At 51.2% G+C, this 25,340-nt stretch carries 26 protein-coding genes; 8 read left to right on the plus strand and 18 right to left on the minus strand.

Annotated features, from left to right (window positions below):
- Positions 1-955, minus strand: a 955-nt coding sequence (locus tag IQ268_RS20785; protein WP_193883309.1) for an extracellular solute-binding protein, incomplete at its 3' end; no start/stop codon positions are given.
- A 222-nt stretch (positions 956-1,177) separates the two neighbouring features.
- On the minus strand, positions 1,178-2,626 hold the full coding sequence (locus IQ268_RS20790; RefSeq protein ID WP_193883311.1) for an MFS transporter: 1,449 nt from the start codon (positions 2,624-2,626) through the stop codon (positions 1,178-1,180).
- 141 nt (positions 2,627-2,767) lie between these two features.
- Here IQ268_RS20790 and IQ268_RS20795 point away from each other — a divergent pair, with 141 nt between their 5' ends.
- Positions 2,768-2,905 carry a hypothetical protein gene (locus IQ268_RS20795; RefSeq protein WP_193883313.1) on the plus strand — a complete coding sequence of 46 codons (138 nt, stop codon included), beginning with the start codon at positions 2,768-2,770 and terminating at the stop codon, positions 2,903-2,905.
- A gap of 68 nt (positions 2,906-2,973) precedes the next feature.
- On the opposite strand, the gene IQ268_RS20800 is transcribed toward IQ268_RS20795, so the two are convergent.
- The gene (locus IQ268_RS20800) at positions 2,974-5,115 is read right to left on the minus strand and encodes a CHASE2 domain-containing protein (protein ID WP_193883315.1); all 2,142 of its coding nucleotides are present in this window, start codon (positions 5,113-5,115) and stop codon (positions 2,974-2,976) included.
- Positions 5,116-5,326: 211 nt separating this feature from the next.
- On the opposite strand from IQ268_RS20800, the gene IQ268_RS20805 reads away from it, so the two are divergent.
- Positions 5,327-6,190 carry a shikimate dehydrogenase gene (locus IQ268_RS20805; RefSeq protein ID WP_193883426.1) on the plus strand — a complete coding sequence of 288 codons (864 nt, stop codon included), beginning with the start codon at positions 5,327-5,329 and terminating at the stop codon, positions 6,188-6,190.
- A gap of 24 nt (positions 6,191-6,214) precedes the next feature.
- Here IQ268_RS20805 and IQ268_RS20810 read toward each other — a convergent pair whose 3' ends face one another.
- Entirely contained in the window at positions 6,215-6,877 is a 663-nt protein-coding gene (locus tag IQ268_RS20810) for a hypothetical protein (protein WP_193883317.1), read from the minus strand.
- A gap of 230 nt (positions 6,878-7,107) precedes the next feature.
- Between IQ268_RS20810 and IQ268_RS20815 the strand changes: the two genes are divergently transcribed.
- The gene (locus IQ268_RS20815) at positions 7,108-7,554 is read left to right on the plus strand and encodes a hypothetical protein (protein ID WP_193883319.1); all 447 of its coding nucleotides are present in this window, start codon (positions 7,108-7,110) and stop codon (positions 7,552-7,554) included.
- 121 nt (positions 7,555-7,675) lie between these two features.
- Here the strand turns inward: IQ268_RS20815 and IQ268_RS20820 are convergent, their stop codons facing one another.
- The 4 genes from IQ268_RS20820 to upp form a co-directional block, all read right to left on the minus strand.
- Positions 7,676-7,966: a YggT family protein gene (locus IQ268_RS20820; RefSeq protein ID WP_193883321.1), complete on the minus strand. Its 291-nt coding sequence runs from the start codon at positions 7,964-7,966 to the stop codon at positions 7,676-7,678.
- 65 nt (positions 7,967-8,031) lie between these two features.
- Positions 8,032-8,166 (minus strand): hypothetical protein, encoded by a 135-nt coding sequence (locus IQ268_RS33020; RefSeq protein WP_255527239.1) that lies wholly within the window; start codon positions 8,164-8,166, stop codon positions 8,032-8,034.
- Complete coding sequence (locus tag IQ268_RS20825; RefSeq protein WP_193883323.1) at positions 8,166-8,501, minus strand: hypothetical protein; 336 nt, start codon at positions 8,499-8,501, stop codon at positions 8,166-8,168. Before IQ268_RS20825 ends, IQ268_RS33020 begins: the two co-directional genes overlap by 1 nt.
- Before the next feature lie 93 nt (positions 8,502-8,594).
- Entirely contained in the window at positions 8,595-9,245 is a 651-nt protein-coding gene (upp, locus tag IQ268_RS20830; RefSeq protein ID WP_193883325.1) for a uracil phosphoribosyltransferase, read from the minus strand.
- A gap of 488 nt (positions 9,246-9,733) precedes the next feature.
- Between upp and crtH the strand changes: the two genes are divergently transcribed.
- A complete protein-coding gene (gene crtH, locus IQ268_RS20835; RefSeq protein WP_193883327.1) occupies positions 9,734-11,314 on the plus strand; it encodes a carotenoid isomerase in 1,581 nt (526 codons plus the stop codon).
- 236 nt (positions 11,315-11,550) lie between these two features.
- On the opposite strand, the gene IQ268_RS20840 is transcribed toward crtH, so the two are convergent.
- The 4 genes from IQ268_RS20840 to hisG all read right to left on the minus strand — a co-directional run bounded on the left by IQ268_RS20840 (position 11,551) and on the right by hisG (position 17,208).
- Positions 11,551-11,922: a hypothetical protein gene (locus IQ268_RS20840; protein ID WP_193883329.1), complete on the minus strand. Its 372-nt coding sequence runs from the start codon at positions 11,920-11,922 to the stop codon at positions 11,551-11,553.
- A 92-nt stretch (positions 11,923-12,014) separates the two neighbouring features.
- Complete coding sequence (locus tag IQ268_RS20845) at positions 12,015-13,718, minus strand: AarF/ABC1/UbiB kinase family protein (RefSeq protein WP_228035592.1); 1,704 nt, start codon at positions 13,716-13,718, stop codon at positions 12,015-12,017.
- A gap of 595 nt (positions 13,719-14,313) precedes the next feature.
- A complete protein-coding gene (locus IQ268_RS20850; RefSeq protein ID WP_193883333.1) occupies positions 14,314-16,302 on the minus strand; it encodes an ABC transporter ATP-binding protein in 1,989 nt (662 codons plus the stop codon).
- Between the two features lie 255 nt (positions 16,303-16,557).
- Positions 16,558-17,208 carry an ATP phosphoribosyltransferase gene (hisG, locus tag IQ268_RS20855; RefSeq protein WP_193883335.1) on the minus strand — a complete coding sequence of 217 codons (651 nt, stop codon included), beginning with the start codon at positions 17,206-17,208 and terminating at the stop codon, positions 16,558-16,560.
- 420 nt (positions 17,209-17,628) lie between these two features.
- Between hisG and IQ268_RS20860 the strand changes: the two genes are divergently transcribed.
- Complete coding sequence (locus IQ268_RS20860) at positions 17,629-18,435, plus strand: pentapeptide repeat-containing protein (protein WP_193883337.1); 807 nt, start codon at positions 17,629-17,631, stop codon at positions 18,433-18,435.
- Positions 18,436-18,457: 22 nt separating this feature from the next.
- Here IQ268_RS20860 and IQ268_RS20865 read toward each other — a convergent pair whose 3' ends face one another.
- Positions 18,458-18,715 (minus strand): hypothetical protein, encoded by a 258-nt coding sequence (locus tag IQ268_RS20865; protein ID WP_193883339.1) that lies wholly within the window; start codon positions 18,713-18,715, stop codon positions 18,458-18,460.
- 169 nt (positions 18,716-18,884) lie between these two features.
- Here IQ268_RS20865 and IQ268_RS20870 point away from each other — a divergent pair, with 169 nt between their 5' ends.
- A complete protein-coding gene (locus tag IQ268_RS20870; protein ID WP_193883340.1) occupies positions 18,885-19,277 on the plus strand; it encodes a BON domain-containing protein in 393 nt (130 codons plus the stop codon).
- 32 nt (positions 19,278-19,309) lie between these two features.
- On the opposite strand, the gene IQ268_RS20875 is transcribed toward IQ268_RS20870, so the two are convergent.
- Together IQ268_RS20875 and IQ268_RS20880 are read right to left on the minus strand one after the other, a co-directional pair.
- Complete coding sequence (locus IQ268_RS20875) at positions 19,310-19,825, minus strand: ureidoglycolate lyase (protein ID WP_193883341.1); 516 nt, start codon at positions 19,823-19,825, stop codon at positions 19,310-19,312.
- A gap of 154 nt (positions 19,826-19,979) precedes the next feature.
- Positions 19,980-20,393, minus strand: coding sequence for a hypothetical protein (locus IQ268_RS20880; protein WP_193883342.1), 414 nt, complete (start codon positions 20,391-20,393; stop codon positions 19,980-19,982).
- Between the two features lie 25 nt (positions 20,394-20,418).
- Here IQ268_RS20880 and IQ268_RS20885 point away from each other — a divergent pair, with 25 nt between their 5' ends.
- Entirely contained in the window at positions 20,419-20,715 is a 297-nt protein-coding gene (locus IQ268_RS20885) for a hypothetical protein (RefSeq protein ID WP_193883343.1), read from the plus strand.
- Between the two features lie 183 nt (positions 20,716-20,898).
- Here the strand turns inward: IQ268_RS20885 and IQ268_RS20890 are convergent, their stop codons facing one another.
- The 3 genes from IQ268_RS20890 to psbQ all read right to left on the minus strand — a co-directional run bounded on the left by IQ268_RS20890 (position 20,899) and on the right by psbQ (position 22,953).
- Complete coding sequence (locus IQ268_RS20890) at positions 20,899-22,002, minus strand: FAD-binding oxidoreductase (protein ID WP_193883428.1); 1,104 nt, start codon at positions 22,000-22,002, stop codon at positions 20,899-20,901.
- A 23-nt stretch (positions 22,003-22,025) separates the two neighbouring features.
- Positions 22,026-22,421, minus strand: coding sequence for a hypothetical protein (locus IQ268_RS20895; RefSeq protein WP_193883344.1), 396 nt, complete (start codon positions 22,419-22,421; stop codon positions 22,026-22,028).
- 76 nt (positions 22,422-22,497) lie between these two features.
- A complete protein-coding gene (gene psbQ / locus IQ268_RS20900; RefSeq protein ID WP_193883345.1) occupies positions 22,498-22,953 on the minus strand; it encodes a photosystem II protein PsbQ in 456 nt (151 codons plus the stop codon).
- Between the two features lie 623 nt (positions 22,954-23,576).
- Between psbQ and IQ268_RS20905 the strand changes: the two genes are divergently transcribed.
- Positions 23,577-25,265: a hypothetical protein gene (locus IQ268_RS20905; protein ID WP_193883347.1), complete on the plus strand. Its 1,689-nt coding sequence runs from the start codon at positions 23,577-23,579 to the stop codon at positions 25,263-25,265.
- The last annotated feature ends 75 nt before the right edge of the window (positions 25,266-25,340 follow it).

The following is a 25,340-nucleotide window of genomic DNA, read 5'->3' on the forward strand; positions in this document are numbered from 1 at the left end:
CACCAGAGGTTTGGCCGGGAGCATGAACCATGGGCTTAATGTCAAAGTTGCCCGCAATTTCAGAGCCTTCTTCTGCACCCAGAGCGTAAGCATACGGCCAGTTTCGCATGAAGGCCGTTTGTCCATTCTGGAAAAATCGGCGAACGTCTTCTTCCTGGTACGTGCTCACCCCAGATGGCGAAACGCCCTCGGTAATGGTGCTGCGTAAAAATTCCAGGGCTTGAATCGCCTCTGGCTGATCCAGTCCCACTTCCTGGGTTTCTGGATTAATCCAGAAACCGCCCGCCCCTTCCAGGACTTCGACAAACATGGCAGATACGCCTTCGTACTGCCGTCCCTGCCAAACGTAGCCCCAGGGAACCACATCATCCGCCTGCAACTGCTGGGAGATCGTCATCAGATCCGAAAAGGTTTCGGGAGGTTGCGCTCCAATCTGCTCTAGCAAATCGGTGCGATAGTACAGCATTCCTACGTCGGAGCGCAGCGGAATCTGATACAGCCCGTCTTCAAAACGGCTGGCGGCAATGCTGGCCTCGGTGTAGGCGGCTAACTGCTCTTCAGAAACGCGATCGCTCAAATCCTGGAGCCACCCAGCCGCCGCAAACTTCGGCACCCAGATCACATCCATCACCACCATGTCATAGGGAGAATCTCCCAATAAAAAAGATGAGGTGTATAGATCTTCAACGGCATCGCTGGCGTTTGGCCCTTCAACAATCTGGACGCGAATATTGGGATTTTGCGATTGAAATTCTTCGATTAACGGTCGCCACGGAGGCGTATCGGGTGCTGGCATCAACACCGTCAGGGTAATGGGCTGCTGCGACAGGACAACAACACTGTAAAAGACGACCCCGATAAAAACGGCGATCGCCACTCCAACCCAACGTAAACGATGAGAGATAACATGAGGCAGACGTTGTTTCAGCCTGCGAAGTTGCTGAATAACGTTCATAATCCTTTACACATTGGAGGATTTAATTGAAGTCAGTAGACCGTAAAACAGGTAACAAAAGTTAACGAGTAAACCCGTAATATTTCGCAAGGATTCAAGGTTTTTCTTTAACGCTCGAAAAACTAAAATCAACGCGGTTATGGCTAGTTTTTGGGTTTCAACACAACAAGTAACACTACTGAAACCCTTTCAGCTCAGGTTATTAGCTTGGCATTAGCCAATTTAGTCATGCTGAGAACGCACCGAATCAGAAGTAGCGATAGATGAAGAATCAACATTCAAAACCGATTCAGCTTCATTAACTTCTGTATCAGAGGTAACCACTCCTCCGTTTTTATTATTTACCACAGTAAATTTGGCAACTCGCCTATCTAGAGACACATCTTCCACCCGATGGACTAAGAGAGCTGCGATAAGCATAAATACTCCTCCCATAGATACAGCCAGGAGGCGATCGTCATGTAGCCAGTGTTCCATCACCCAGCCCAGCCCCAGAGAAGCCAAAATTTCGGGCACCACAATAAAGAAATTAAAAATGCCCAAGTAGATACCGCTGCGATCGGGCGGCAAGGCTCCAATCAGAATGGCATAGGGCATTGCTAACAGCCCGGCCCAGGCAATGCCAACCCCAAGCATCGAGAGAAACAACACATACCGATTGTGAATTAGCAGCAGAGACAACAACCCTGCCGCACCGCTACAGAGGCAGATCGTATGAGCCGTTTTGCGACTGGTGGCTTGCGCCAACCGAGGCAACACAAACGAGAAGGCAAAGCAGACCGCATTATAGGTAGCAATGCATAACCCTGCCCACTCAATGCCCTCTGCATAAATAGGCGAACTTTCAAACACCGCGCCAAAAATATCTCGCGCCACGGCTGGGGGAAAGTACAGAAACATGCAATACATTCCTAACCAGCTAAAGCACTGCACCCAGGCCAATTGCCGCATCGTGGCAGGCATATCTTGCAGAGCCGTTCTAATCTCGCGCAGCGTGCTAGAAACCCCCAGTTGCTCTTGCTGCTGTTGTTGAAACGCCTGCATATCTTCGGGAGGTTCCTCCTGGGTGGTGGCGATCGTCCACAGCACCGTCCCTAAGAAGGCCGCAGCTCCTACGTAAAACGAGAGTTTAACCGTGGGTGGCACAATATACTCAATACCTGCCCCCGGCACGTTAAACCAGTGGTTGAGCACCCACGGCAGCGCCGCTGCCACCACAGCACCCAGGCCAATGAAAAAGCTTTGCATGGCATAGCCGCGCGTTCGCTGGTCGGGTGGCAGCAGATCGCCCACAAAGGCACGAAACGGCTCCATGCTGACATTGGCCGAAGTATCGAGCAGCCACAGCAGTCCGGCAGCCATCCACAAGCTGGATGAATTGGGCATCAGGATGAGGGCGATCGAACTCAAAATTGCACCCACCAAAAAGTAGGGTCGTCGCCGTCCCAAGCGGCTCCAGGTGTTGTCGCTCAGGCTGCCTATAATGGGCTGCACAATTAGCCCGGTTAACGGCGCGGCCAGCCACAAAATAGGAATATCGTGAGCGCTAGCACCCAGATGCTCAAAGATGGCGCTGGCATTCGCCATTTGCAGACCCCAGCCAAACTGAATGCCACAGAAGCCAAAGCTCATGTTCCAGAGTTGCCAGAAATTCAGGCGTTTTTCTGTCACTTTGGTTCTCCTGAGACGATCGACAACCAGGCTGGCCTCAGTTCCAGCGCAGGCAGTGCAAGGCAACCTTGCTTGATAGGCTCAAAATTAGTGAACTCGTTAACCCAAACGTTGATCAAAACAGAATCTTGCGACTCCTCAATGCAATTCGTTCTGCACAGCAACGCCTCGCCATTTAATCATTTGTGTGGCGATCGACCGTTGAACGACCTGTTTATGCAGTTTATCAAGCTACTGGGGTATCGTCCTTTGCCACACCTCATTCGCTCGATCGACTAGTACCAGGAAAGCCCTTTTGTGAGCAAGGGAAGCCAGACCCTACCCGATACGGTGGTGTCTGGAGGATATCACAGAAACTGAGTAGCGAGTTGTTGTTGCATCCAATAGGAGCGATAGGCTAGCACCACCGCCACCGTCATCCCAATGGCGATCGCCGGAGCCGCAACGGGCACCCAACCATGCAGGCTAAACAGAGCGTAGGTGGTTCCAGCCAGGCTCAGCAACACAATTACTAAACTCGCACCCAGGGCAGCCGGATGGCGCACAAACCAAACCAAACCAGCCCCCGCGATCGCCCAGCCGCCAATCCAGAGAATTTCCACCCACTCAGACCAGAACCAAAAGGGCGATCGGCCATCCAAAACCGACGTTAAGATCTGGCTCACCATTTGGGCGTGGATCGTGACACCGGGCATCTGATGGTTGAGATCCTGCCCCGCACTATAGGGGGTATAGAACAAATCTTTGGCACTTGCAGCCGTTGTTCCAATCAGCACAACCTTATCTTGAACCCAATCTGGCTCAAACCGCCCCTGAAGCACGTCGCTAAACGAAACCTGTCTGGCGATGTTGCGTGGAGAACGGTAATCCAGCAATACCTGGTATCCCGCTGCATCTAGCTGGTGATAGCCACCCGAATTGGCCGCCAGCGGTGGAAACACCGTTTCCCCGATTTGAATGGCATCAGGGCGATCGACACTGTTTTTAATCTCAATTCCTTGATGGCTCAAATAAGCCAGCGCCGTTCGCAGCGAAAACGAATAATAAGCATCGGCACCAACAGAGGCAAACATCAGGTTGCGGCGAACGATACCATCCACATCCACCGGGAAATCGTTGAACCCAATGCGATCGCCTGGAACACCCTCCGGAGGCGGAATCTGTGCCGATTCCTCGGAACCCAGTTTCATAATAACCATGAGGTTATCGGCTTGCTGAAGCTGAGCCAATAGCTGGGCGTGACCTGGCTCCTGCGCTAGTTCACGATGCATATCCAAGCCAATGACTCGCGGCTGATGTTGTTCGAGTTGTTTTAACACCGTAGCCAGGTCTTGATCGGACGGGGTAGGACGCTGAAGGGCTTGCAGGTCGGCCTCGGTAATTGCCACCAGCAACAGACGCGGATCGGGCGGAGCCTGATGTTGCCAGCGCACCAGTTGATCGTAGGCTACCCGTTCCAGGGGTTCTACCCAGCCAATTTGCCGTAGTCCTTGAACTAAGCCCGTGATCGCAATGGTAGCGATCGCCATCACCTGTATCCCCCGTTTCAGGAGTTTGCGCCGTTCCTCTGGCGACTCAAACTGGGTTTCGGGTTCGTTCCGCTGGTCATGCAGTAGAGACTCGGGCAGCAACAGCGCTGGCAAATTAGCGGAGGTTCCAAGCGGCAACGCCGACAGCCGTTGCAATGCCTGCAACACATCCCGCGCCGTTGGATAACGCTGGCTGAAATGAGAGCGCACCATCCGTTCCAAGATGAAGGTTAACCCCGGACTGACCTTCGCCTCATCCTGCCAAAGCACTTCAAAGGTTTGGGGATGTTCTAACAGTTGCGAGGGCGGCAATCCGGTGAGGGCATGAATCGTGGTCATGCCCAGCGCGTAAATGTCGCTACAAAACCGGGGTTTACCCGCCAGTTGCTCGGTTGGCGTGTATCCCGGCGTGCCGATGCTAACGGTCAGGTTGGTTTGACCGCTGCCAGTAGAGAGTTGGGTGTGGATTTCTTTGACCGCCCCAAAATCAATTAAGACGATTTTGCCATCGCTATGGCGGCGAATTAAATTACTGGGTTTAATGTCGCGGTGAATCACGTCATGGGCATGAACAAAATCCAACACGCTCAAAACATCCTGCAAGAGGGCGATCGCCTCGGCTTCACTAAACCGCTTTCTTTGAGAGATCTCTTCGCTTAACGGATGACCGTCAATGAATTCCTGAACCAGATAGAACTCTTGACTTTCCTCAAAAAAGTCCAGAAATTGGGGAATCTGGTGATGCTGCCCCAGCCGTTCTAGCACGTCAACTTCTTTATCAAACAGGCGGCGGGCAACGGTTAGAAACTTTTCGTCTTCGCTGGTTGGCCTAAACTGCTTCACGACACAAAAAGAGCCATGCGGCTGACGCACATCCTCAGCCAGATACGTTCGACCAAAGCCGCCCGACCCTAAAACAGAAACCAGTTTGTAGTGCCCACCCAGCAAAGTTCCTAGCATGATGATTCAATAGGATTGACTTTATTAGGAAATGCTCGAATTCAATGTTCCGCTCACATCCCCTGATATTCCTGAGAATTCATTCAACCGCGTCACTCCTGAGGTTCTAAGATTCTATAGTCTTTGAGTTGATCTTGATGGAACGGGTGGACGACTGCCCCCACTCCCATCGGTTGAAATGAACTGTATTTGCTGCTGGCCTGCCTTCATGATAATTACTGGTCAAACTAAATTGCTTGGTGTCATTGGATACCCCATCGCACATTCTCTATCTCCAGTGATGCACAATGCGGCGATCGCCCACTTGGGGTTGGACTATGTCTACTTACCATTCTCCATTCAACCGACCGAGTTGAAACGGGCGATCGATGGATTTGAGGCAATTGGGTTGCAGGGCTTTAGCGTCACCATTCCGCATAAGCAGACCGTGATGCCGCTGTTGCAGTCGATTGCAGCGATCGCGCAAGCCGTTGGAGCCGTGAACACCATCTACCGGACAGAACAAGGCTGGGAGGGTACCAACACCGATGTTGCTGGATTCATCTCACCTCTTACCCAGATGCAACGGAACTGGCAACACACTACAGCAGTGGTTCTGGGGAACGGCGGAGCGGCCAGAGCGGTTGTTGCTGGATGCGCCCAGTTAGGCTGTGCTCAGGTGCGAGTGGTGGGTCGCAATCCGCAAAAGCTCCAGTCATTTCTGGCGAGTTGGGTTGACTCACCCTTAGCCGTCAACCTATCGGTGCATCCCTGGCAAGAGTTGCCCCAGTTGATTCCCCAGGCCGATCTGCTGGTTAATACCACACCCATTGGCATGAATCCTCACCCCACGGCATCGCCGCTTAGCGACAGCGATGCCGCACACCTGCAACCGGGCACGATCACCTATGACCTGATCTACACTCCCAACCCCACCCAGTTCTTGCAGCAAGCCCAAACCCAGGGCGCGATCGCCATTGATGGACTGGAAATGCTGGTGCAACAGGGTGCTGTTGCGTTGCAACAGTGGCTCCAGCAGTCGGTTCCAGTAGACGTGATGCGACAGGCGTTAAAACAGCACCTCAAGCTGCCATAACCTCATCCACCCGCTCTGAAGCAGTCAGTCGGGCGATCGTTCTGCCCATCGCCAGTTATAGCGATTCCATTCGTATACACCTTGAATCTCATATTCCATACCGTTGTCAAAGCGAACGGTACAGGTCGTATAGCCGCTATAGCTGGCAGGCACCATTGGCATGTTGTCTGGGGCTTCACTGAGGCCAACCACGGTGCAGAGTACCCATTCCCGCTGGCAGGGGCCATCGTCTTGCACCCATTCCCACAGGTTGTTAGACACCTCAATGCGATCGCCCACCTTCAGGTTCATGGCTAGCTCGTCGGAATACTGAGCCAGGTGAACCGCCTGAATGCGATCGAGCCACTGCATCCCGTACTGATCTCGCAAGAACTGAATCGAGCCGGATTCTCGACCCGCCAACCAATCATTGAGCAGTTGCACTTTCCACGATGCGCCCTGCGCCTCGTGTGCCTGCACAAACTGAAGGAAAGCTCGCCGTTGTTCGGGTGTGAGTTCATCTAAGGGATTCAGCAGCGCTGAACGATCGTCATGATTGGCGGCGATCGCTCCATTGCCATCCAGACTTGCCAGCACCGCAGTTGACCTCAACAAAATCTGCTTTTGCTGAGCATCTAATGGGCAACCTGCTGCTTCGCACTGAACAAAGGCTGCCTGCAAAACCGTTTCAATCTCAGCGTGAGTCATGGGTGAGATTGGACTTGATATGAGCTTAGTTCAATAGTGCAGCAACGGTCTGGAGGATTTTTACTGCACTAGTCCAGAACTAACATGTTGCTGCAATTTAATGATCCCCATTATGGCAGAACTCTACCGAAGTGCTTGAGCGCCTCCAGAGGAAATTCAAGGTAAGCTGAAAAGTGGGATTGCGGAACCCAAACGCCTCAACTCTGCTGTTTTTCTATCACCTAATGTTTATGGTTAAGCCCACACTTTTAAAAGTCTTTGCTGCGTTAGCCTTATCCTGTCTGTTGTGGGTAAGCAGTTGGGCGATCGCCCCCACTGCCCATGCCTTAACGCAAATTCGACTGTTTGATATTTCCTACGGCTCTTGTCCACCGGATCTGGCAGAAGGGAATGTGACCACCGACGGTGCCAGCATGGCCGCCAACTGCTACCTGGTCAGCGGCAAAGCCGAAAATGCAACGAACAAACCCGTACTGAACGCAGATATTTTTGGGCGTATTTACGACGCAAACGGCAACTCCGTAATGCAAAACCGCACCCGCCTCGGTTCCATTGATGAAGTGCCCCCTGGCATTAGCGACTTTGACCTGCGAATTACCGTGCCCGCCAACCAGCCCACACCGCTGCAATTGAAGCAGTTCAAAGCGTCAGGGTTTTCAGGTCGAGTGCGTCGTTAAAGTTAAACTGCAAACAAATATCATGGCAAAAGCGCTCAGAACAGGAGCGCTTTTTGCCGAATGTAGCAGCCCAATGGCTAGTACCTAGTGGCTCAGTATCGGGTGGCTCAGTATCTAGTGCTTAGTATCCAGCAAATGCGACTCGCTGTGCCGCTTGCATAAAGGCGCTGGAAATAAACTGTAACAGAAAAATAGCCAACATGGGCGAAAAATCGATTCCACCCAACGGCGGAATAAAGGAGCGGAAAATATTCAGGTAGGGGTCGGTCAACTGGCTCAGAATGTTGAATGGGGGATTCATCCAGTTGATTGTGGGGAACCAGCTCAACAGAATACGTATGATCAGCAGAACGAAGTAGATCTGAAGAAACGTTGCCAGTGAGGTTGCAATTAGAGCAAGAGAACTATTCATAGTGCCGTGTTGAACTGGATAAGTAAAAACAACTTAGGTTTAGTTTAACGAATATCAGTAGACTCTCAATTGGTCAAGCGACATAGGGGATTAACCCACCGAGGCAGAAACGGCTCAACCGTTGCCACATCAAAGCCAGACCCCAGCCCCCCAATATCTTCCACATCCTCGCATATCCCGGCGTGGATCCATGGAAACATTACGAATCCTGGGAGAGGGTGCGTTGACTGCCTTCGTCCTTAGGAGCGCCATTGACGTTGCCGAGCTGCTGCCGCACATCGTCGATCGCGTCGTTTAGCTGAGCAATTTTATCTTCTAATCCACGTCGTGCCGTTTCAATGCTTTGCTCGGTCGGCGCTCTAAGCTGCCGCTTGCGCCCCGGCGGTTTGTCCAGTTTTTTAAAGGATTCTTCAGACGGAGCAACCTCTTGATTGGAAAGCTTAGATGCTAACAACACGCCCAAGAGACCGCCAACAGCGCCGCCGACAACGCTTCCCACTAAGAATCCACCAATAAAATTATCTCGTTGGCTCATGGTTCGTTACTGAAGAGCGGATGAGTATTCGACCACTTGTTCACAGCTTAGTCGCTAGGACAGAAAGTTGCCCACAGCAGTGCCATTGCAATTTTAAGTGCCAAAGGTGCGATCGCCTGCATCGCCCAGCCCCGGCACAATAAATCCGTGTTGGTTTAAACCTTCATCAATGGCAGCGGCATAAATCACCAACCCAGGATAGGCCGTCCCCAGTTTTTGTAAGGCCGTTGGCGCAGTTACCACAGAGATAATGCGAACCAATGATGGTTCAACCCCTCGATTGATTAGCTCTGCCATCACAGCCATACTGGTGCCGCCAGTCGCCAACATTGGTTCACTAATCAATATCCGGGTCTGCGGATCAAACTGCTGGGGCAGCTTGTTCAAATACAGAGTTGGCTCCAGGGTTTCTTCGTTGCGAACCAGACCAATGTGATAAATCGATGCCAGGGGTAAAAGTGCCTGTGCCCCGTCTAACAGTGACAATCCGGCACGCAAAATCGGTACGACCGCCACTGGCACTTCGGGATTAATGAACGTCGCCTGACACGGCGCTAACGGTGTTTTAACCTCTGTCTCCAAAACAGGAAGCCAGTCGCGAATAGCTTCATAGGTTAGCCATCGCCCTAGCTCGGTCATGGCACTGCGAAACAACACCGATGGCGTTGTTTCATCACGAGCAACACCAAGCCAGTGTTTGATTAAGGGATGAGGCGGAACGTGAACACGTAACTGCAAAGACATTGCTGGGCAAAACCGAAAACAGTGGCCATGAATTGCATCATCATACTCCGTTACGGCGATCGCACAACGGGTTTAGCGCAGCCAATCACCGTATTCATTGATATCCACGTTCATTGATATCAACCTGCAACCCTGTTGAAATGGGTCTTTGACTCTCACACTGGTATAAACCCAGGCTCACTCCATTCGCCCATTTGTCGGGCATCGCAGGGTTATTGCAAATCTTTTTCATTAGTATTGACATAGATTTGCAATAAGACTATATTAATTTTCAGTGTTCTCCTCTCAAAGGATCGGCAGGTGGGGTTGGTCGCGGACTGATCCCCCTCTTTTTTTTGAAATTGGCGGTGGTCTTGCGGTTCGTTTCTTAGATAATAATGGGCAGGTGTTACTGATTGCTCTACTCCACTCCAATCGTTTAACCCAATTTCACAGCGATCAGAGTTCAGATACACTGAGTAAAAGAGCCTTCTAGAGATTGCCGCTTCATGTCTGCTGTTTCTGAACCTTCGCCCCCCTCTGTTAATCGCAGCGAATCTACTCGTCTCGATCGCCCTACGGAACTACCGCCTACCGATGCAGAATTTGATGTAATTGTCATCGGTTCGGGCATCGGCGGCCTGGTCACGGCAACCCAGTTGGCCGCCAAAGGTGCCAGGGTTTTGGTACTCGAACGGTACCTGATTCCGGGGGGCAGTGCTGGCTATTTTGAGCGATCGGGCTACCGCTTTGATGTTGGAGCCTCCATGATCTTTGGTTTTGGCGAGAAGGGTACTACCAACTTGCTGGCCCGTGCCCTTAAAGCAGTAGACGTGGGGCTGGAAACTATCCCCGACCCGGTGCAAATTCATTATCATTTGCCCGACCAGCTCGATCTAAAAGTTCATCGGAACTATGAGAATTTCTTGCAAGAGTTGACGGCCTACTTTCCCCACGAGCAGGCAGGCATTCGGCGCTTTTACGATGAATGCTGGAAGGTCTTCAACTGCTTAAACGTAATGGAGTTGCTGTCGTTGGAAGAACCTCGTTATTTAATGCGGGTGTTTTTTCAACATCCGTTTGCCTGTTTGGGGTTGGCGCAATATCTGCCGCAAAACGTTGGCGACATTGCCCGACGCTACATCACCGATCCGGCGCTGCTCAACTTTATTGATATGGAATGCTACTGCTGGTCGGTTGTGCCAGCTAGCCAGACACCGATGATTAATGCCGGAATGGTGTTTAGCGATCGCCACTACGGTGGCATTAACTATCCCAAAGGCGGGGTAGGGCAAATCGCCCAACAGCTCGTGGAAGGTCTGGAAAAAGCAGGAAGCCAGATTGCCTATAAAGCCAGAGTGACGCAAATTCTGCGGCAGCGGGGCAAAGCGGTCGGTGTGCAGTTAGCTACAGGGCAAACCTATCGAGCCAAACGGATTGTTTCCAACGCAACGCGATGGGATACCTTTGAAAAGCTGCTGCCAGTCGCAGAAATGCCGCGTGCAGAACAGAAGTGGCAAAAACGCTATCAAAAATCTCCCAGTTTCTTTAGCTTGCATCTGGGGGTGCAGGCCAGCGTACTGCCGCCCGAAACAGACTGTCACCATATTCTGCTAGACGACTGGAAGCGCCTGGAAGACGCGGAAGGAACGATTTTTGTATCGATTCCAACCTTGCTGGACCCCAGTTTGGCACCGCGCGATCGCCACATCATCCATACCTTTACCCCAAGCTGGATTGCAGACTGGCAGAGTCTATCGCCTAGCGAGTACGAGGCGAAAAAGCTAGCGGTCGCTCAACGCATGATTGTACGATTAGAAGCCATCTTTCCGGGGTTATCGCAGAGCATTGAGTTTCAAGAAGCAGGAACGCCGCGCACGCATCGCCGCTTTTTGGGGCGCATGGATGGCACCTATGGCCCTATTCCATCCCGTAAGCTGTTGGGGCTGTTGGGGATGCCCTTCAACCGCACGGCAGTACCAGGACTTTATTGTGTGGGCGACAGCACCTTTCCAGGGCAAGGGTTAAATGCCGTAGCCTTCTCAGGCTTCGCCTGCGCTCACCGGGTTGCTGTGGATTTGGGTTTGTGAGCTAAACGAGCGTGATGCAGATTTATAAGAAACCCACCCTTGAATCAAGGGTGGGTTTCTTTTGCGCGCAACAGATCAAAAGAGTCAGTGCGAAAGGGTTTCCCCATCTGGCAGTACAACCTGACGCTGGTACAAGTTCACGACTTGCAGCAACCCAGGCCGTAGTACTTGCTAAAACTTAAGATACTCAAACTGGGCGCTATTAACCCTCTGCCGAGAGAATGAAACTATCTCTATCAACCGAAGGAGTCCAGGTCTAGCGCTTTTGAACCGCCTCTTTCTAGCTGAACCAAAATTTTGCCAAGCTGCGACCAAATTAAAATGCCAGTGAATAGCGTTAGCGACACCGCAACGATATAAGACAACTCGTTGGGAAACCCAAACACTTCCAGACCAGATGCCAGAAACACGCAAATGCCGCCGCAAATGCCCAAAAACGGCACCAACAACTGCATGCCGCGCATGTTGGCTAACGTCCGAGTGGAGCGGTTGCGTGACCAGTCAAGCACCGATTGTTTCAGGGTCGCTTCAAAGGCTAAACCACAAGCCAGACCAGCAAATAAGCCTGCAACCAGCAGGAAATAGGGAGGTTCAGAAAAATATGACACGGATGACTCCTTAATCAGGACGAGTTATGAATCCGGTATGTCCGGCTAAAAGCACTCTACAGCCTAAAGCCAATAACTCATACTTCACAAACTCAAAACTTGGTATCGTCTCCCTTATTTCCTTGAAACAGGGTAAATGCAGTCATGGGTGAAATGAACGTTGCCGCCCGATCGGCAGAAAGCTCGGCGATCGCATTTAGCGCTACGTTAAACAGTTTTGTAGGCTGAATGTCGTCTTTAATTAAGTCCCACAGCCGTTGCACCTCTGCCGTATGCAGGCGATCGTCCTCCACCAAAGCCAGAATAAGCTGCCGTCTCAGGAAGCGCCCTTCCTCCGATAAAAGGTACTGCAACCCAAGCTGCGCGGTTGGCAAAATATCGAAGCTGTCATCGGAACGGGCAATCACAATGAGATTCTCTAAGCGCTGCCACTGGAACTTGCCATCTTTAAACAGAACTTCGATTAACCGGCGGCGCAATTCTGACGACTCCCCAGTTAACAGCCGTCGTGCCACGTAAGGGTAAGCGACTTCAACAATCCGAAAGGCAGGATTCAAGCTCAGGGCTAAGCCTTCCTGGGTGACCAGCGAGCGAATGATCAGGGCAAACTTAGCCGGGACGCGAAATGGATATTCGTACATCAGTTCCGAGAACTGATCGGTAATGGTCTTAAAGTTAAAGTCGCTCACGCTCTCGCCGATCGCATTTCCCAGCACCGTCTCTAGCGCTGGAACAATCGGCATGATATCGGTTTCGGGGGTTAAGAAGCCAAGCTTAACAAAGTCCTTGGCCAGGTCAACATAGTCTTTATTAAGCAGGTGAACGACCGAATCAACCAGCGTTTCCTTTGTCTCTTCGGAAAGCTGATCCATCATGCCAAAATCGATGTAGGCCATGCGCCCATCGGCCATAGCAAACAGGTTGCCGGGATGCGGATCGGCATGGAAGAAGCCAAACTCTAACAGTTGGCGCAGCCCCGTTGTAACACCAATTTCGATCAGGGTATCGGTACCCAGGTTGGCATCTTTCACCCGCTGAGTATCGGTGAGCTTAAAGCCGTCAATCCATTCCAGCGTTAAAACATGCTGGCTGCTGTAGCGCCAGTAGATAGAAGGAACTTTGACGCGAGGATCGTCCTGGAAATTGACCGCAAATTTCTCAGCATTCAGCCCTTCGTTGAGGTAGTCTACTTCTTCAAACAGCTTGGTGCCAAACTCATCGACAATCAGCGTCAGGTCGTGCCCCAGGTTCAGCGGCAACCAGGGAGCCAGCCATCCGGCAGCCCAGCGCATGAGATACAGGTCTAACGTTAGAGTGGGCAGCAGGTTAGGACGCTGTACCTTAACGGCCACCGCTTCTCCGGTTCGCAGTCGTGCTTGATAAACCTGTCCTAAACTGGCAGCGGCGATCGGTGCGGGAGAAATCGACTCAAACACTTCATCAATGGAGCGATCGAGTTCGGTTTCAATGATGTCGAACGCTTTGGGGGTTGAAAACGGAGGAAGCTGGTCTTGTAGCTTAATCAGCTCTTCTAGAAAGTCTTTGCGAATTAAGTCAGGTCGAGTTGAAAGAGCCTGACCCACTTTAATGAAGGTGGGGCCGAGACGGGTCAGAATTTTGCGAAGCTGAATCGCCCGCCTGGATTTGTTGACTTCAACATGGTGCTGCCAATCATCCCACTTTAGCCCCAGGACAAAGCCAACAAACGACCAAATGATATCTAACGCCCGCCACCAAGCTTTCCAAGGTCTGTAACGATAGTAGCGAGCGATCGCCCCTGAGTCGTAACGCCTCATTTGGCTCAACTGGTCTTGACTCACGCCTTCAATATCCTCTTGATTGGAAACAACTCCGAACTCAAACCAACTGTCTCTAATCCTCGCAAGGTCGAAGAGCAGGTCTGGAGATTCAGATGCTTTCCAACCGTTAGAGAGACTTGGGTATATTTACGCAGGACTTTAAACCAATCCAGCTATACCACTTAATTTTATCAATTCCTTAAATATAGTATAAGAAACTACAAACAATCATGGCTAAAAGCGGGAAATAGGTTAACTTTTGCAACGTTTTGAGATTCTTTGCAGTAGGTAGGTGTTGCTATCTATATTTGCACTGCCTGTTTGCACTGCCTGCTCCCCGCGCAACAGATTGCACTCTGCTTCAGAGGTTTTTGCAAAATAGCAAATGTCTCCTGTAAGGGCGTAGCATTTGGCAGATAGTCCTTGAAATAGACTCAACCGTTTTGCCAAAATGCTGCGCCACTACAAGCTAGCGGCTACACATTAGCCGTTCAAAGCATTCTTGCAGATACTGCAAATCGATTCAAAGTGCGTTCCTACTCGAAGGGCACTAACCGATCGAACCAATGCCCTTGTAGAAGCAAACTTGCTCTTACCCTTCCAGCATTTGCAGCCGATAAAGGCTGGCGTATAGGCCACCTTGCTCCAGCAACTCTTCATGGCTACCCGATTCTGCAAGGCGACCCTGCTTTAAGACCAGGATGCGATCGACATTTCGAATCGTAGACAGACGGTGAGCAATGATGATTGCGGTTCGCCCCACCAACAGCCGCTCCAACGCCTGTTGAATCATCGCTTCCGTTACCACATCTAAATTGGCCGTTGCCTCGTCTAACACCAAAATGGACGGATTGCGGATGGCCGCACGGGCAAACGCCAAGAGCTGTTTTTGTCCCCCCGATAAATTGGTGCCTCGCTGCCGCAAAAGCGTGTCATACCCCTGGGGAAGCTGCTCAATAAAGCTAGAGACATTCGTTTGCTCAGCGGCGGCACGAATTTGCTCTAGCGTGTAGGTTTCTCCCAGGCTAATGTTGCCTTTGATATCCCCTGCAAACAAAAATCCGTCTTGCAGAATCACCGCCATACGGCGGCGCAATTCGGCCTGCGCCATGTCTCGCACATCCACTCCATCCAGCCAAATGTGCCCTTCATTAATTTCGTACAGACGACACAGCAAACGAATAATCGAGCTTTTTCCGGCTCCAGTGGGGCCAACCAGCGCTACTTTTTCGCCGGGACGAATCGTGAAGTCTAAATCGCGCAGGACGTACTCGTCGGGCTTATAGCCAAACCAAACATGATCGAAGCGAATCTCGCTCGGTTTCGCTACTGTTGCAGCCTGAGGCAGCGGTAGCGGTGTTTCGGAACTGGGAATAGCCGATTGCAGGTTGGGCAAGAGCGTTGCAGCCGTCGATACCGCATCACCTGGGGTATCGAGAGCAGCAGACGGCAGATTAGAGGAAGGGTCATGGCCGATCGCCATTTCCTGGGCACGCATTACAGACGGGCGATCGCCGCTAATCATCTCAGGGTCACGAATTTCGATTGGTTCGGTAATAATATCGCTAACCCGCTCTAGCGCCGTTAAACCCGCCTGAATCGCCGTGAATTTTTCAGCAAACTGACGCAACGGATCAAACAACCGCTGCGCGAACAAAATAAATGAGGCCAGGGTGCCAAAGTTGAGACTGTCTTGCAGCACCAGCAGGCTCCCTAAAATCAGCACGCCTGCGATCGCCACCAGGGCAATCCATTCCAGCGTGGCCGACACCGCAGAATCAAAGAAAATCGTTTTATCGACTTCAGTAATGTAACGCTGGTTAATCTTGCGAAACAGTTCCGCATTAAACTGCTCGCGCCGAAACAGTTGCACCACATTGATGCCAACAATATTTTCTTGCAGCGTTGAGTTCAGGGCAGACAGTTCTTCCCGTGCCCGATAGTTCGCCCGTCGATATCGCTGCTGAAAGTAAACAATTAACCCGGTGATAGGAAACAGCATCAGCAACAGCATCAGCGCCAGTTGCCACTGTAAGGTGAACATAATCACCGTAATCACCACCATAGAAAACAGATCGCTGACGATGCCGATTGCCCCGGTTGAAAACACATCGCCCAGAGCATCCACATCGCTGGTGAGGCGAGTGATAAGGCGACCCACCGGAGTACGGTCAAAGAAGCGGGTTGCCAGCGATGTCACGTGCTCAAACAGGTCATCTCGGACATCGGCGGTAATGTGCTGCCCCACCTTCTGCACCATGTACCCCTGCACACCGTTGAAGGTTAACTGCACCACCACCGTGATCGTTAACAGAATGACTAAAATATTTAACCCTGCCGCCATCGATCGCCCCTCCAGAAACCAGGCCACTGGCTCATCACGAATTAGAGAGATAGCCTGCCCAATCAAAATAGGCTGAACAGACGTTGCTAGCGCTAACGGCACCAGCAGCAGCATAGAAGCCAGCAGCCAGCGTTTATTGCGCTTGGCATAGGGAAGCAAAATTCGCAACAGTCGCCAGTCTGTTTGCCGATCTCGCCGACGATCATCAGCCTTGCTCACGGGAGATGCACTGGTCATACCGAACAATAAACCGTATTAATAGCCACAATAATCGTACGTTTCCAACTTTAGCTTACAGCCATTTTCATTTGCATTCACCACGCCTCAAACCCCACACCCCGCACCTATCCTGGCGAGACTGTGGCTGACTCGATTGAGAACTGCTGCAAGACACTAGAGACGGATGAGAAGACAGACGCTCTAGGCGGTCGAGGCATCCGTTTAAATGTTGTTAAATGTTGAGAGTCAGTTGGAATGGGCAGGTTGCAGAGTTCACGCCGGGACGTGAGCCGAGGTTAACGATCGAATCTGTTCAATGCGATCGTGCAACCCGTCCTGGTTTAGGCGATAGCTCAGCGGATGGGCAATGAGGCGAGCGGTACTTTCAAACAGGCGTTCGATTTCCAGCAGATTGTTCTCTTTCAGCGTGCGACCAGAAGCAACTAAATCCACGATCGCTTCCGACATGCCTGTAATCGGCCCTAACTCCACCGAACCGTATAGCGGCACAATTTCAACCGGCAAATCCAGACTTTGAAAATAGTCGTGGGCGCAGTGGACAAACTTAGAAGCCACGCGGCTGTGGGGCGGCAACTCCAACGCCGACCGATAAGGACTCGACTCTTTCACCGCCACCGACAGACGACACCGACCAAACTGGAGATCGACCAGATGTGCCACCTGTGGCTGTTTCTCGCGCAAAATATCATAGCCAACGATGCCCAACTGCGCCTGCCCATATTCCACATAAACGGGCACGTCGTAGTTGCGAACCAGCAGCGCCTTGGCCGTTCGGCTGGCATCCCAGATTTCTAACTGGCGATTGGCCGAATCGAGAAACGCACTAAAATCTAATCCAACCTGTTGCAACAGGCGAATGCTGTCTTCTAGCAATCCGCCTTTGGGTAACGCTACTGTGAGCATATTAACGCGTAAGAATGAGGGAGAAGCGATCGACAAACAAAATCAAGCATAATGACATCAGCCGATGCAGTCGGGTTAATCAAGCTGAGGTCAATTGTGTTCATGCACAACCGAGTGCCCCATAAACTTCGGTTTCATCGTGCATAGAGCGTCTCTAAACCCCATTTAAACCAAATCATGTAAACCAAATGAGTATTGGCAACAAATTTAGTGCTCATGATTTAGTGATCATAACGGTTAAAGCCATTATGCAGATTTCACGATACGGTAATGCTGTAAGCGGGAACTCCGATTATTCTACCAAGCACCAGTCCATCCAGTGCTAGATCGTTAGGCATCCCTCCCAGGGGCTGACTTACCCTATGGAAGCCCGATCGCTGTTTATCAAGACCTTAGCTGTGTGACGTTATTTTGAGTTAAATGCACGATATCGAGAGTTGCTATCGCATCTTGGGGTTAGAGCCTGGTGCCTCGCTAGAAGAGGTCAACCAGGCTTATAAAGATCTGGTGTTTGTCTGGCATCCCGATCGCCTGCCCAAAGACAACTTACGGTTACAAGAAAAAGCTCAAGAGAAGCTCAAAGAACTAAATCAGGCGCGCGACAAGCTGCGATCCTCGCATCGAGCCAGCAAAAAAGCTAGCCCGTCTGCGTCGCCGTCGCCGTCACCAGCCCCTCGGAGTGCGGCTCGACCCTCATCCTATCGGCAGCAAGCCTATCAACCGCCCCCTCGTTCCTATCAGTCCTATCAGTCGTATCAGTCGTATCAGTCCTATCAGCCGTCCCCCAGTCCAGCTCAGCCGTCTCCCAGTCCAGCGCAACCGTCGCCATCAGCCCAGTCACAGACCCAACGGAAGCCGCGATCGCCCGACCTGAGCGGAGCCGATCTCAGCGGTGCCAATTTGATTGAAAAAGATTTGTCAGGCCGAAACCTGAGCAACGCTAACCTCACCAACGCCAACCTGAGCGATGCGTTTTTGCATAACGTAGATTTGTCAGGCGCAAACCTGACTCGGGCAAACCTGTTTAGAGCCAATCTGCTGCAAGCCAACTTAAAACAAGCCAATTTGCAGGAGGCAAATTTGATTGGTGCTGACTTTAGCGGGGCAGACCTCAGCGGTGCCAACTTGAAGGGTGCCCGAATGGAAGTGTCGAACCGATTAATGGTGAAGTTAACGGGGGCTAACCTGAGCGGCACAACAATGCCCGACGGCAGCGTTCATGCATAGCATATTTTCTCTACAAATAAAATTAGGCAGCCTTACGGTTTGTAAACACCACCTCACCTGAGTGGTATTGAACTGGGTGTTTTCGTTGCACTGGTTCCCGGCATTCTTTTATACACAAAACGTTGCACTTGCAGAGGGTTGAGCGGCGATCGCTCGGCTCAAAAGACGGCAGCAAATATCCCAAAATCCTGCTGTTTGGCGCAACCAACTCTCTAAATCCCGCAATTAGCAGATCAAATCGGGCAAAATCACGCAAATAGTATCCGTAGCTTTCAAGCATTCCATGTATCACAAGACTGCTGCAACTACTGAGAAAAGCAGTATTTTTTCGGTCGCCTTTTTTGGCTTTTTTGGTGTCTTGTATGCTGTGAGACAATATTTCCTGTGATAGATTGATTACATCTTTATAGAATTCTTATATTTATCAAGTCTTCTTGAATCGTCACAGAATGAATGCACTACCAAGTTCCTCTTCAGTTAGATATCGCTCAACGTCAGAAGGTCGCAGCAGTTTGGCGCGTCTGTTTACGGCGATCCCGCCAGAACGTGTAGGATTGCACGGAGAGTACGACCACAGCGGATTGGCCAAGCGAGTGGCTCTGGCCTTTAATCAAAACTTTGCGGCTGAGAACGTCAAAAATATTCGCATCAGCCAACGTGGTGCAGTAGTGGTTCTGGTTGGTCAGGTTCCGAGCCAGCACTTGCTAAACGATCTGGTACGAGTAGCGCTCAACGTAAATGGTACGGCAGATGTAGAGGTAAACGGTCTTAGCGTCGTCAGTCCGTGTGTCACTTATCTTAAGTTTGGTGCCCCCAAAGTTGCCCTATCTCCACTGTTTTAAGGCGCACCCCTGTTGATTCGGCTAGCGTTGCGTTATTCACCGGAACGGTTTTTCTCCCACACCATCTCAAACTCGATCCCGTCACTTTCCAGCAGGTTGTGGGTGAAGTGATCCGTCACATTTGTATCGCTTAATTCCAGATTATAGAAATCAATGACATCTTGCTCAAAGTAGGGGCCAGCGTGCCAGGTGCCTAAATGCAGCTTGATGAAGCAGTTGCCGGGGATTTGAAAGGCAGCGATCGCCTTCAGATCCGGCTTTGAAGTATTGCTTGGCGGAGCGACCGCCATTAACCAGGGTTTCCCTTCCAACGACCCCAGACATTGAGTGCAGTGAACATGGCGCGTGATGTGAGAAAACGTTCGTCCTCGACGGTGCAAGCGCATGATGTAGAAGCGTGGAATCCCCCGGTCGAGCGTTAACTGAGCATCGTCTGCATCGTAAGGCTTGCCGTCTGAACTGGCAAAAATCACCTGCCCATAGGGTTGAAAGGCAGCGGCTGACAGCCGTTGAATCGGCAAGGCCAGGGTTGAAGTTGATTGAGTCATGCGACGGTTCCCCAGAATTAGAATGGCTGCACTGGATCGCTGTACCGAATTAAATCACACCAACACGATGCATAGAACATCCGGCATGGATCGGATCGGTACAGAAGCTTGCTCTGCCATTAGTTGCCGTCAGCGCTTCTGCCGCTTGCCAGAGCTATGGCACCACCTCGGCAGCGGTGATTAAATTTACGGTATCACTCTCCACACACTCGGGATCTCCCTGGCAGGACATGGCAAGAATCGAGGTGGGTACCCGTGTGAGCCGAACGCGTTGACCAATTAACTGCGACTGTTCGCACAGTTCGAAGCTCGCCTCCTCTCCTGAACGCTGCCCTTGTGCGTCTTCCACTTCCATGTAGCAGGCTCTATCTCCCATCGTCAGATCCCGAACCACCACCACTTCCGGCTCGGATGCGGGGGGAGATGCGGTGCTATCAGTTGATTGTGGCTCCCCGGTGGTGGTTTGACAGCCGCTCATCGCCAGCCCCAGCATAAGGAGTAGCGCGATCGGCATTCGGGGCACAGCATAAAAGACAGTGCGGAAAGCGGAGGGATGGAAAAGGTTCACAATGGTTCTCGGCTAAAAGGATAGAATGAAACGCTCTGGTGGGGATGATGGCTGCTCCACAGCGACGAACGCTAACCCCAATCAGCACAAACATCGGGTTGTTGAAGGGTTCGTCGGTCAATCCGTGTGGTATTACAGCAGTTCTCAATCGAGTCAGCCACAGTTTCGCCAGGATGGGTTGGGGTGTAGGGTTTGGGATGTGGTGAATGCAAATGGAAATGGTGTAAGAGAACCGCTAAACCTCCGTTTGGGAATCTATAAACAAAATATTCCCGGATTACGCCTTGCTGCATCTTTTCTGGCATTGTTGCAGGCGCATTAGAAGATTTTCGATCGCTCAAAAGGTTCAATCGACCCAAACTGAGTCTGGCTCTGGCTCTCGGTGCTGTGTTCGCGTGTGTACAGCTTATTCAGTCATAGCCCCAAAGAGTTGAGAACCTGTCGTTGGTTCCGACCCGCCGAAAATGGCTCCCACCTGAATTTGGATTAAGTCGAGATTAGCCCATTAGCCTGATTGACGCTCGATCGCCGCTCGCACCGCTTGAGCCGTGGCTGGAGCCAGCAAAACTCCGTTGCGGTAATGTCCTGTTGCGAGAAGCACGTTGTGGTAGCCTGCCAACGGCTCAATAATGGGAGCGGGTCGCCCCTGGGGACGAGGACGCAAGCCCGACCAGGTGTGAAGCAACCTGGCATTTGCCAATGCTGGGCAAAGAGCGATCGCCCCTTCTAACACCTGATCCAGGCGATCGGCACTGGCTGTCACCTCACCCGCATCCGAGGGAAATTCGACGGTCGCCCCAATCCAATAGTCTGCCTGCCCCAACGGTACGATGTGAATGTCGTCTCCTGTAATCACTGGCTGAAAGTGGGGATTGCCCAATGGCTGCTCTAGCTGCAACCGCAGCGCCTGTCCTAAGACAGGATGAAGCTTGAGCGAGGGGTCAGTTGGTTGAGCCAGAGCGGTTGAACCTAAGCCCGCCGCAACCACTACCCAATCGGCAGCAAGTTCTTGTGATGCAGTGATCACCTGGCGGCAGGTGTGCAGAGGGGCTGGCTGAGTGTCGCCACCCAGGGCTGTAACCTCATCGTTGAAATAAAAGGTGGCACCGCGCTGTTTCGCCGCTGCCACCAATGCTAGCGTCAGTGCTGTTGGGTCAACCTGGCGATCGCCAGCCGAATAAATAGCCGCCACCAGGTTGGGGTGCTGAATTTGAGGACACCGAGCCTGAACCGTATCTCGCTCCCAAAGCTCCAGCGGCCAACCCTGACCGTGACGAGTTTGAGCCAGTGCTTCCCATTTGGGTAAATCTGCTGCCGTTAAGCAAAGCATCAGAATACCCTGGCGGTTGAACGGAATCGATCGCCCCGTAGCAGCTTCCAGTTCGGGAATCAACGTTTCGTACCGCTGAATGCTGGTTTCTCGCCGTTTCCAGGCTCGACCCTTGACCTTTTGGCTAATGGCACCCATCAACACACCGAGAGCGGCTCCGGTAGAGGCTTGGGCAGGCTGATGGCGATCGACCACCGTTACGGTTAACCCAGGGACTTGAGTGAGTTCATAGGCGATCGTTGCGCCTACAACACCACAACCAATGACAACCACGTTCATTGCACTGCTCATTCTGCTCTGCGCTAATCGATCGCCGTACACGCAAGCTCAATCTCGGCCATCATCAAACTGCCTGCCGGGGCAACATTGGCTTCTAACGGCGGCAACGCTTGCGAAACAACAGGACGCTGGTTGGCATCCAGCGAGAGCCAGGAAACGTTGGCGACGGAGTTGGTGCGGCAATCCGCTACAAAGCGATCGACCGTTACCGTTGTGCCATTGGCCTGGGGTTGGCGGTGGTTCACAATCGTGTCAAATACGACCACATCTTCTGTTAATTCAGTCACGGTTTCAGAATCAACATGGAAGCGATCGCCCTCTGCGTTTTCTCCCACTAAAAGCAGCTCAGCGAAAGCGGGACAAGGTGCCACTGCTAGCGCGCTAATACAGGCTAGCAGCGCAACCAATTTAATTGACATAACACTCCTCATTGGGTACCTATGGGCAAGGTTTCAACCACTATGCCTGAAAAGTGCGTGTCTGTGCTTAAGCGCCTCAGGCTGCTTCTGGGGGAATCAGCTCCAAAAAGGCATCAAAATCAGCCAGTACGCCATTGTAGTTCTGCAAGGCTTTACGAGCGTCGCCCGTTTGAGCCGCCTCATCGATTAACACCAAATGTCCAAATACCTCTTTGGAAATGGTGCGAGCCTTTTCTTGAGCCTTGGGTGTCAGAAATCGGCTGAGGTTGAGCATTTTAAAGCGCAATTCGCCCAATGGCCCATGAATAAAGGTTTTAACATCATTCCAGTTGCCTTTTTGCACCAGGGGCGGAATGGTTAACATCTGCTCACGCAACGTTTGCAAATCTTCGGTGTACTTGTGGATCTGTTCGAGTTGATTTGGCGTATAGGTGATTTTTTCGACAACTTCTGTAGGACTGCTACAGCTCACCAAAAATGTAGTCAGGACTGCCAGAAGCAAACCCAAAATAGACCGAACTCGTGTTGGCATAACTCTATTAACCTCTAACGTTTTCTACTTTTAACGATAAATATCAGTGCGGCTGTTTGGCATGGACAGCGATCGCTTCCATGAAGAAATGTATACCGGAACGGTAGCCCAAACAACCCAACATTGCCTATCACCCTAGATAGAAGTGGGCGATCGCGCCAGCGTTGGGCAAAATTCTGTTGTGTCTTGAGCCACCTGCCGCTTCTCTTACTTCCCTTGGAAGAAGATAAATCAAATTCAAAGTCTCTTTTCCAGCAACACGGCTCACTGACGCAGGGATTTAGGCCGATCTGAACCGTCTTGCTACCACTGCATAGACCATTTAAGTCATCCTCTTGTGGATATTTCTCGCGCTTTGTTTCCGTAAAACCTCTATGAAAAATGAATACATTGGGATGCTTTACAACGTTCGGCACACCGCTCACGCCATTCTCTAAATCTCAATGTCAGGGAACTTCCGAGCGGCTTCTAGTTCAAAGGTTCCAAAAATGAGGGATTTAGGGAACGATTCAAGTGACAATCAGCATCTTCAAATCATCTTCTATTAATAATCAGACGTTTGACCTATTTTCTTAGCCTCCCTATAGAGATAGAAACAAAGTTAGCTGAAAGGAGAAACCATTGTGAATTTGCCTGTAATTTTAGATGTTGCGCTGGGGTTGGTTTTTATTTACTTGATCTTGAGTTTACTGGCATCTGAAATTCAAGAAATTCTGGCAACGCTGTTTCAGTGGAGAGCCGATCATCTCAAGAAGTCGATCGAAATTTTGCTGTCTGGAGGAAAACCAAAGGCCGGCAAACAGCCGCAAACCGCAGAAGACAAAGCCGTTGAACGAATCGTCAACGAGCTGTACGACAATCCCTTAATCAAAAACATTAACCAACAGTCCCAAAAGGGAGTGGCTTCTTATTTCCGCAAACTAACCGCTCGGTGGGTTGACCTTGGCGAAGAAGAAGTGGTTCTCCACCCATTAACAGTGCCGCCCACAGTAGTTAAAATCCGCCGACGCAGTGGCCCTTCCTATATTCCAGCAGCTACCTTTTCAACAACGTTACTGGTTCGTTTAGGCATTCCTAACCTGATTGAAACAGTAACTTGGTTCAATTTAGCCAGAATTGTTAATGAAGAACTCATGCGAGATATTCGAGAGCTAATTAGCACGCTAAATCAACCTGAAATAGAGCCATCTGCCTATCAGGAACTCTCGGTTCAGCTTGACCAGTTGCAGAACCGATTAACCCGGATCTTAGCGAATTTGAGATGCAAGCGAATAACGTTACAGGCTGGTATTGTTCGACTTAAATCGACCGTTGAAACCTTTGCAGAGACATGCAGCGAGTTGGCTTTTTTCACAGATTACCCAGCTCGACAGCAGACATTTAAGCAAGACATTACCTCTATTCTTCAAGATGTGTGTGGCAATGGTGATCACCATGACGAGTTGCTGGGTCGGGTTCGCCCCAGTCTGCCCAAAGTCATGGATATGATTCAGGGCAATCTTGCCATGCTCGATCGCCTCCACACTGAAATGGAAACCCTGGCAACCGACCCGAATAGCTCGATTGCTGCCATGTTGGATGAGGCCGCTCAAGACATCAAAAATCAGATCGAAGCGATCGCCGAACACTTTCCGCTTTCGGTTCGCAACAGCCTTGCCACCCTGGCGGTCAACGCTCAAATTACTGCTAAAGACGTTGACCAAGAATTGAATCGGTTTAAGCGTGAAGTTGAACACTGGTTCGATCGGTCAATGGATCGCGCCTCTGGGGTGTACAAGCGCAACGCCAAAGGAGTCACGTTTTTAATTGGTCTTTTGGTGGCTGCAATAGCCAACGCAGACACCTTTCACATGGTTAGCCGACTCTCCAGCGACAACACGCTGCAAGCGGCGGTAGCCAGCAGTGCCAGCCAGATCAGTTTAAGTGCAGGTCAAATTGATCAGGTTAAACGAGAAGTCGATCGCGCCTTAGCCGATATCTCGCTTCCCATCGGTTGGACCTCTAGCACGCTTTGCCGCCAGAGCGGATTGGTACCCAGCGCCTCCCAGAATAACGTTCTGCTCCTGCATCAACTGGATTTGCAACAGGCGTGTGTTCCGTTAGAGCCAGAGCAGGCGGAGGCTATCCCAGGCGGAGATCAGCGTATTGCGTTTGTGCTTAAGCGGCTACCGGGCTGGATTTTAAGCGCCGTTGCCATTGGCATGGGTGCCCCGTTCTGGTTCCAGTTACTCAACACTGTACTCAATGTTCGTAATACCGGAAAGAAACCGCCCTCTTCTACAGATGAGCCGCTATCTGACAAATCTACATAAACTTCGACACAAACGACCGAGCCACCCATGAGCGGCTCAAAAGGGAAGGGCGATCGCTGCTTGGGCTACGTAAAC

It is taken from the genome of Oculatella sp. LEGE 06141, from assembly GCF_015207605.1.
In the GTDB taxonomy this organism is placed as follows: domain Bacteria; phylum Cyanobacteriota; class Cyanobacteriia; order Elainellales; family Elainellaceae; genus Oculatella.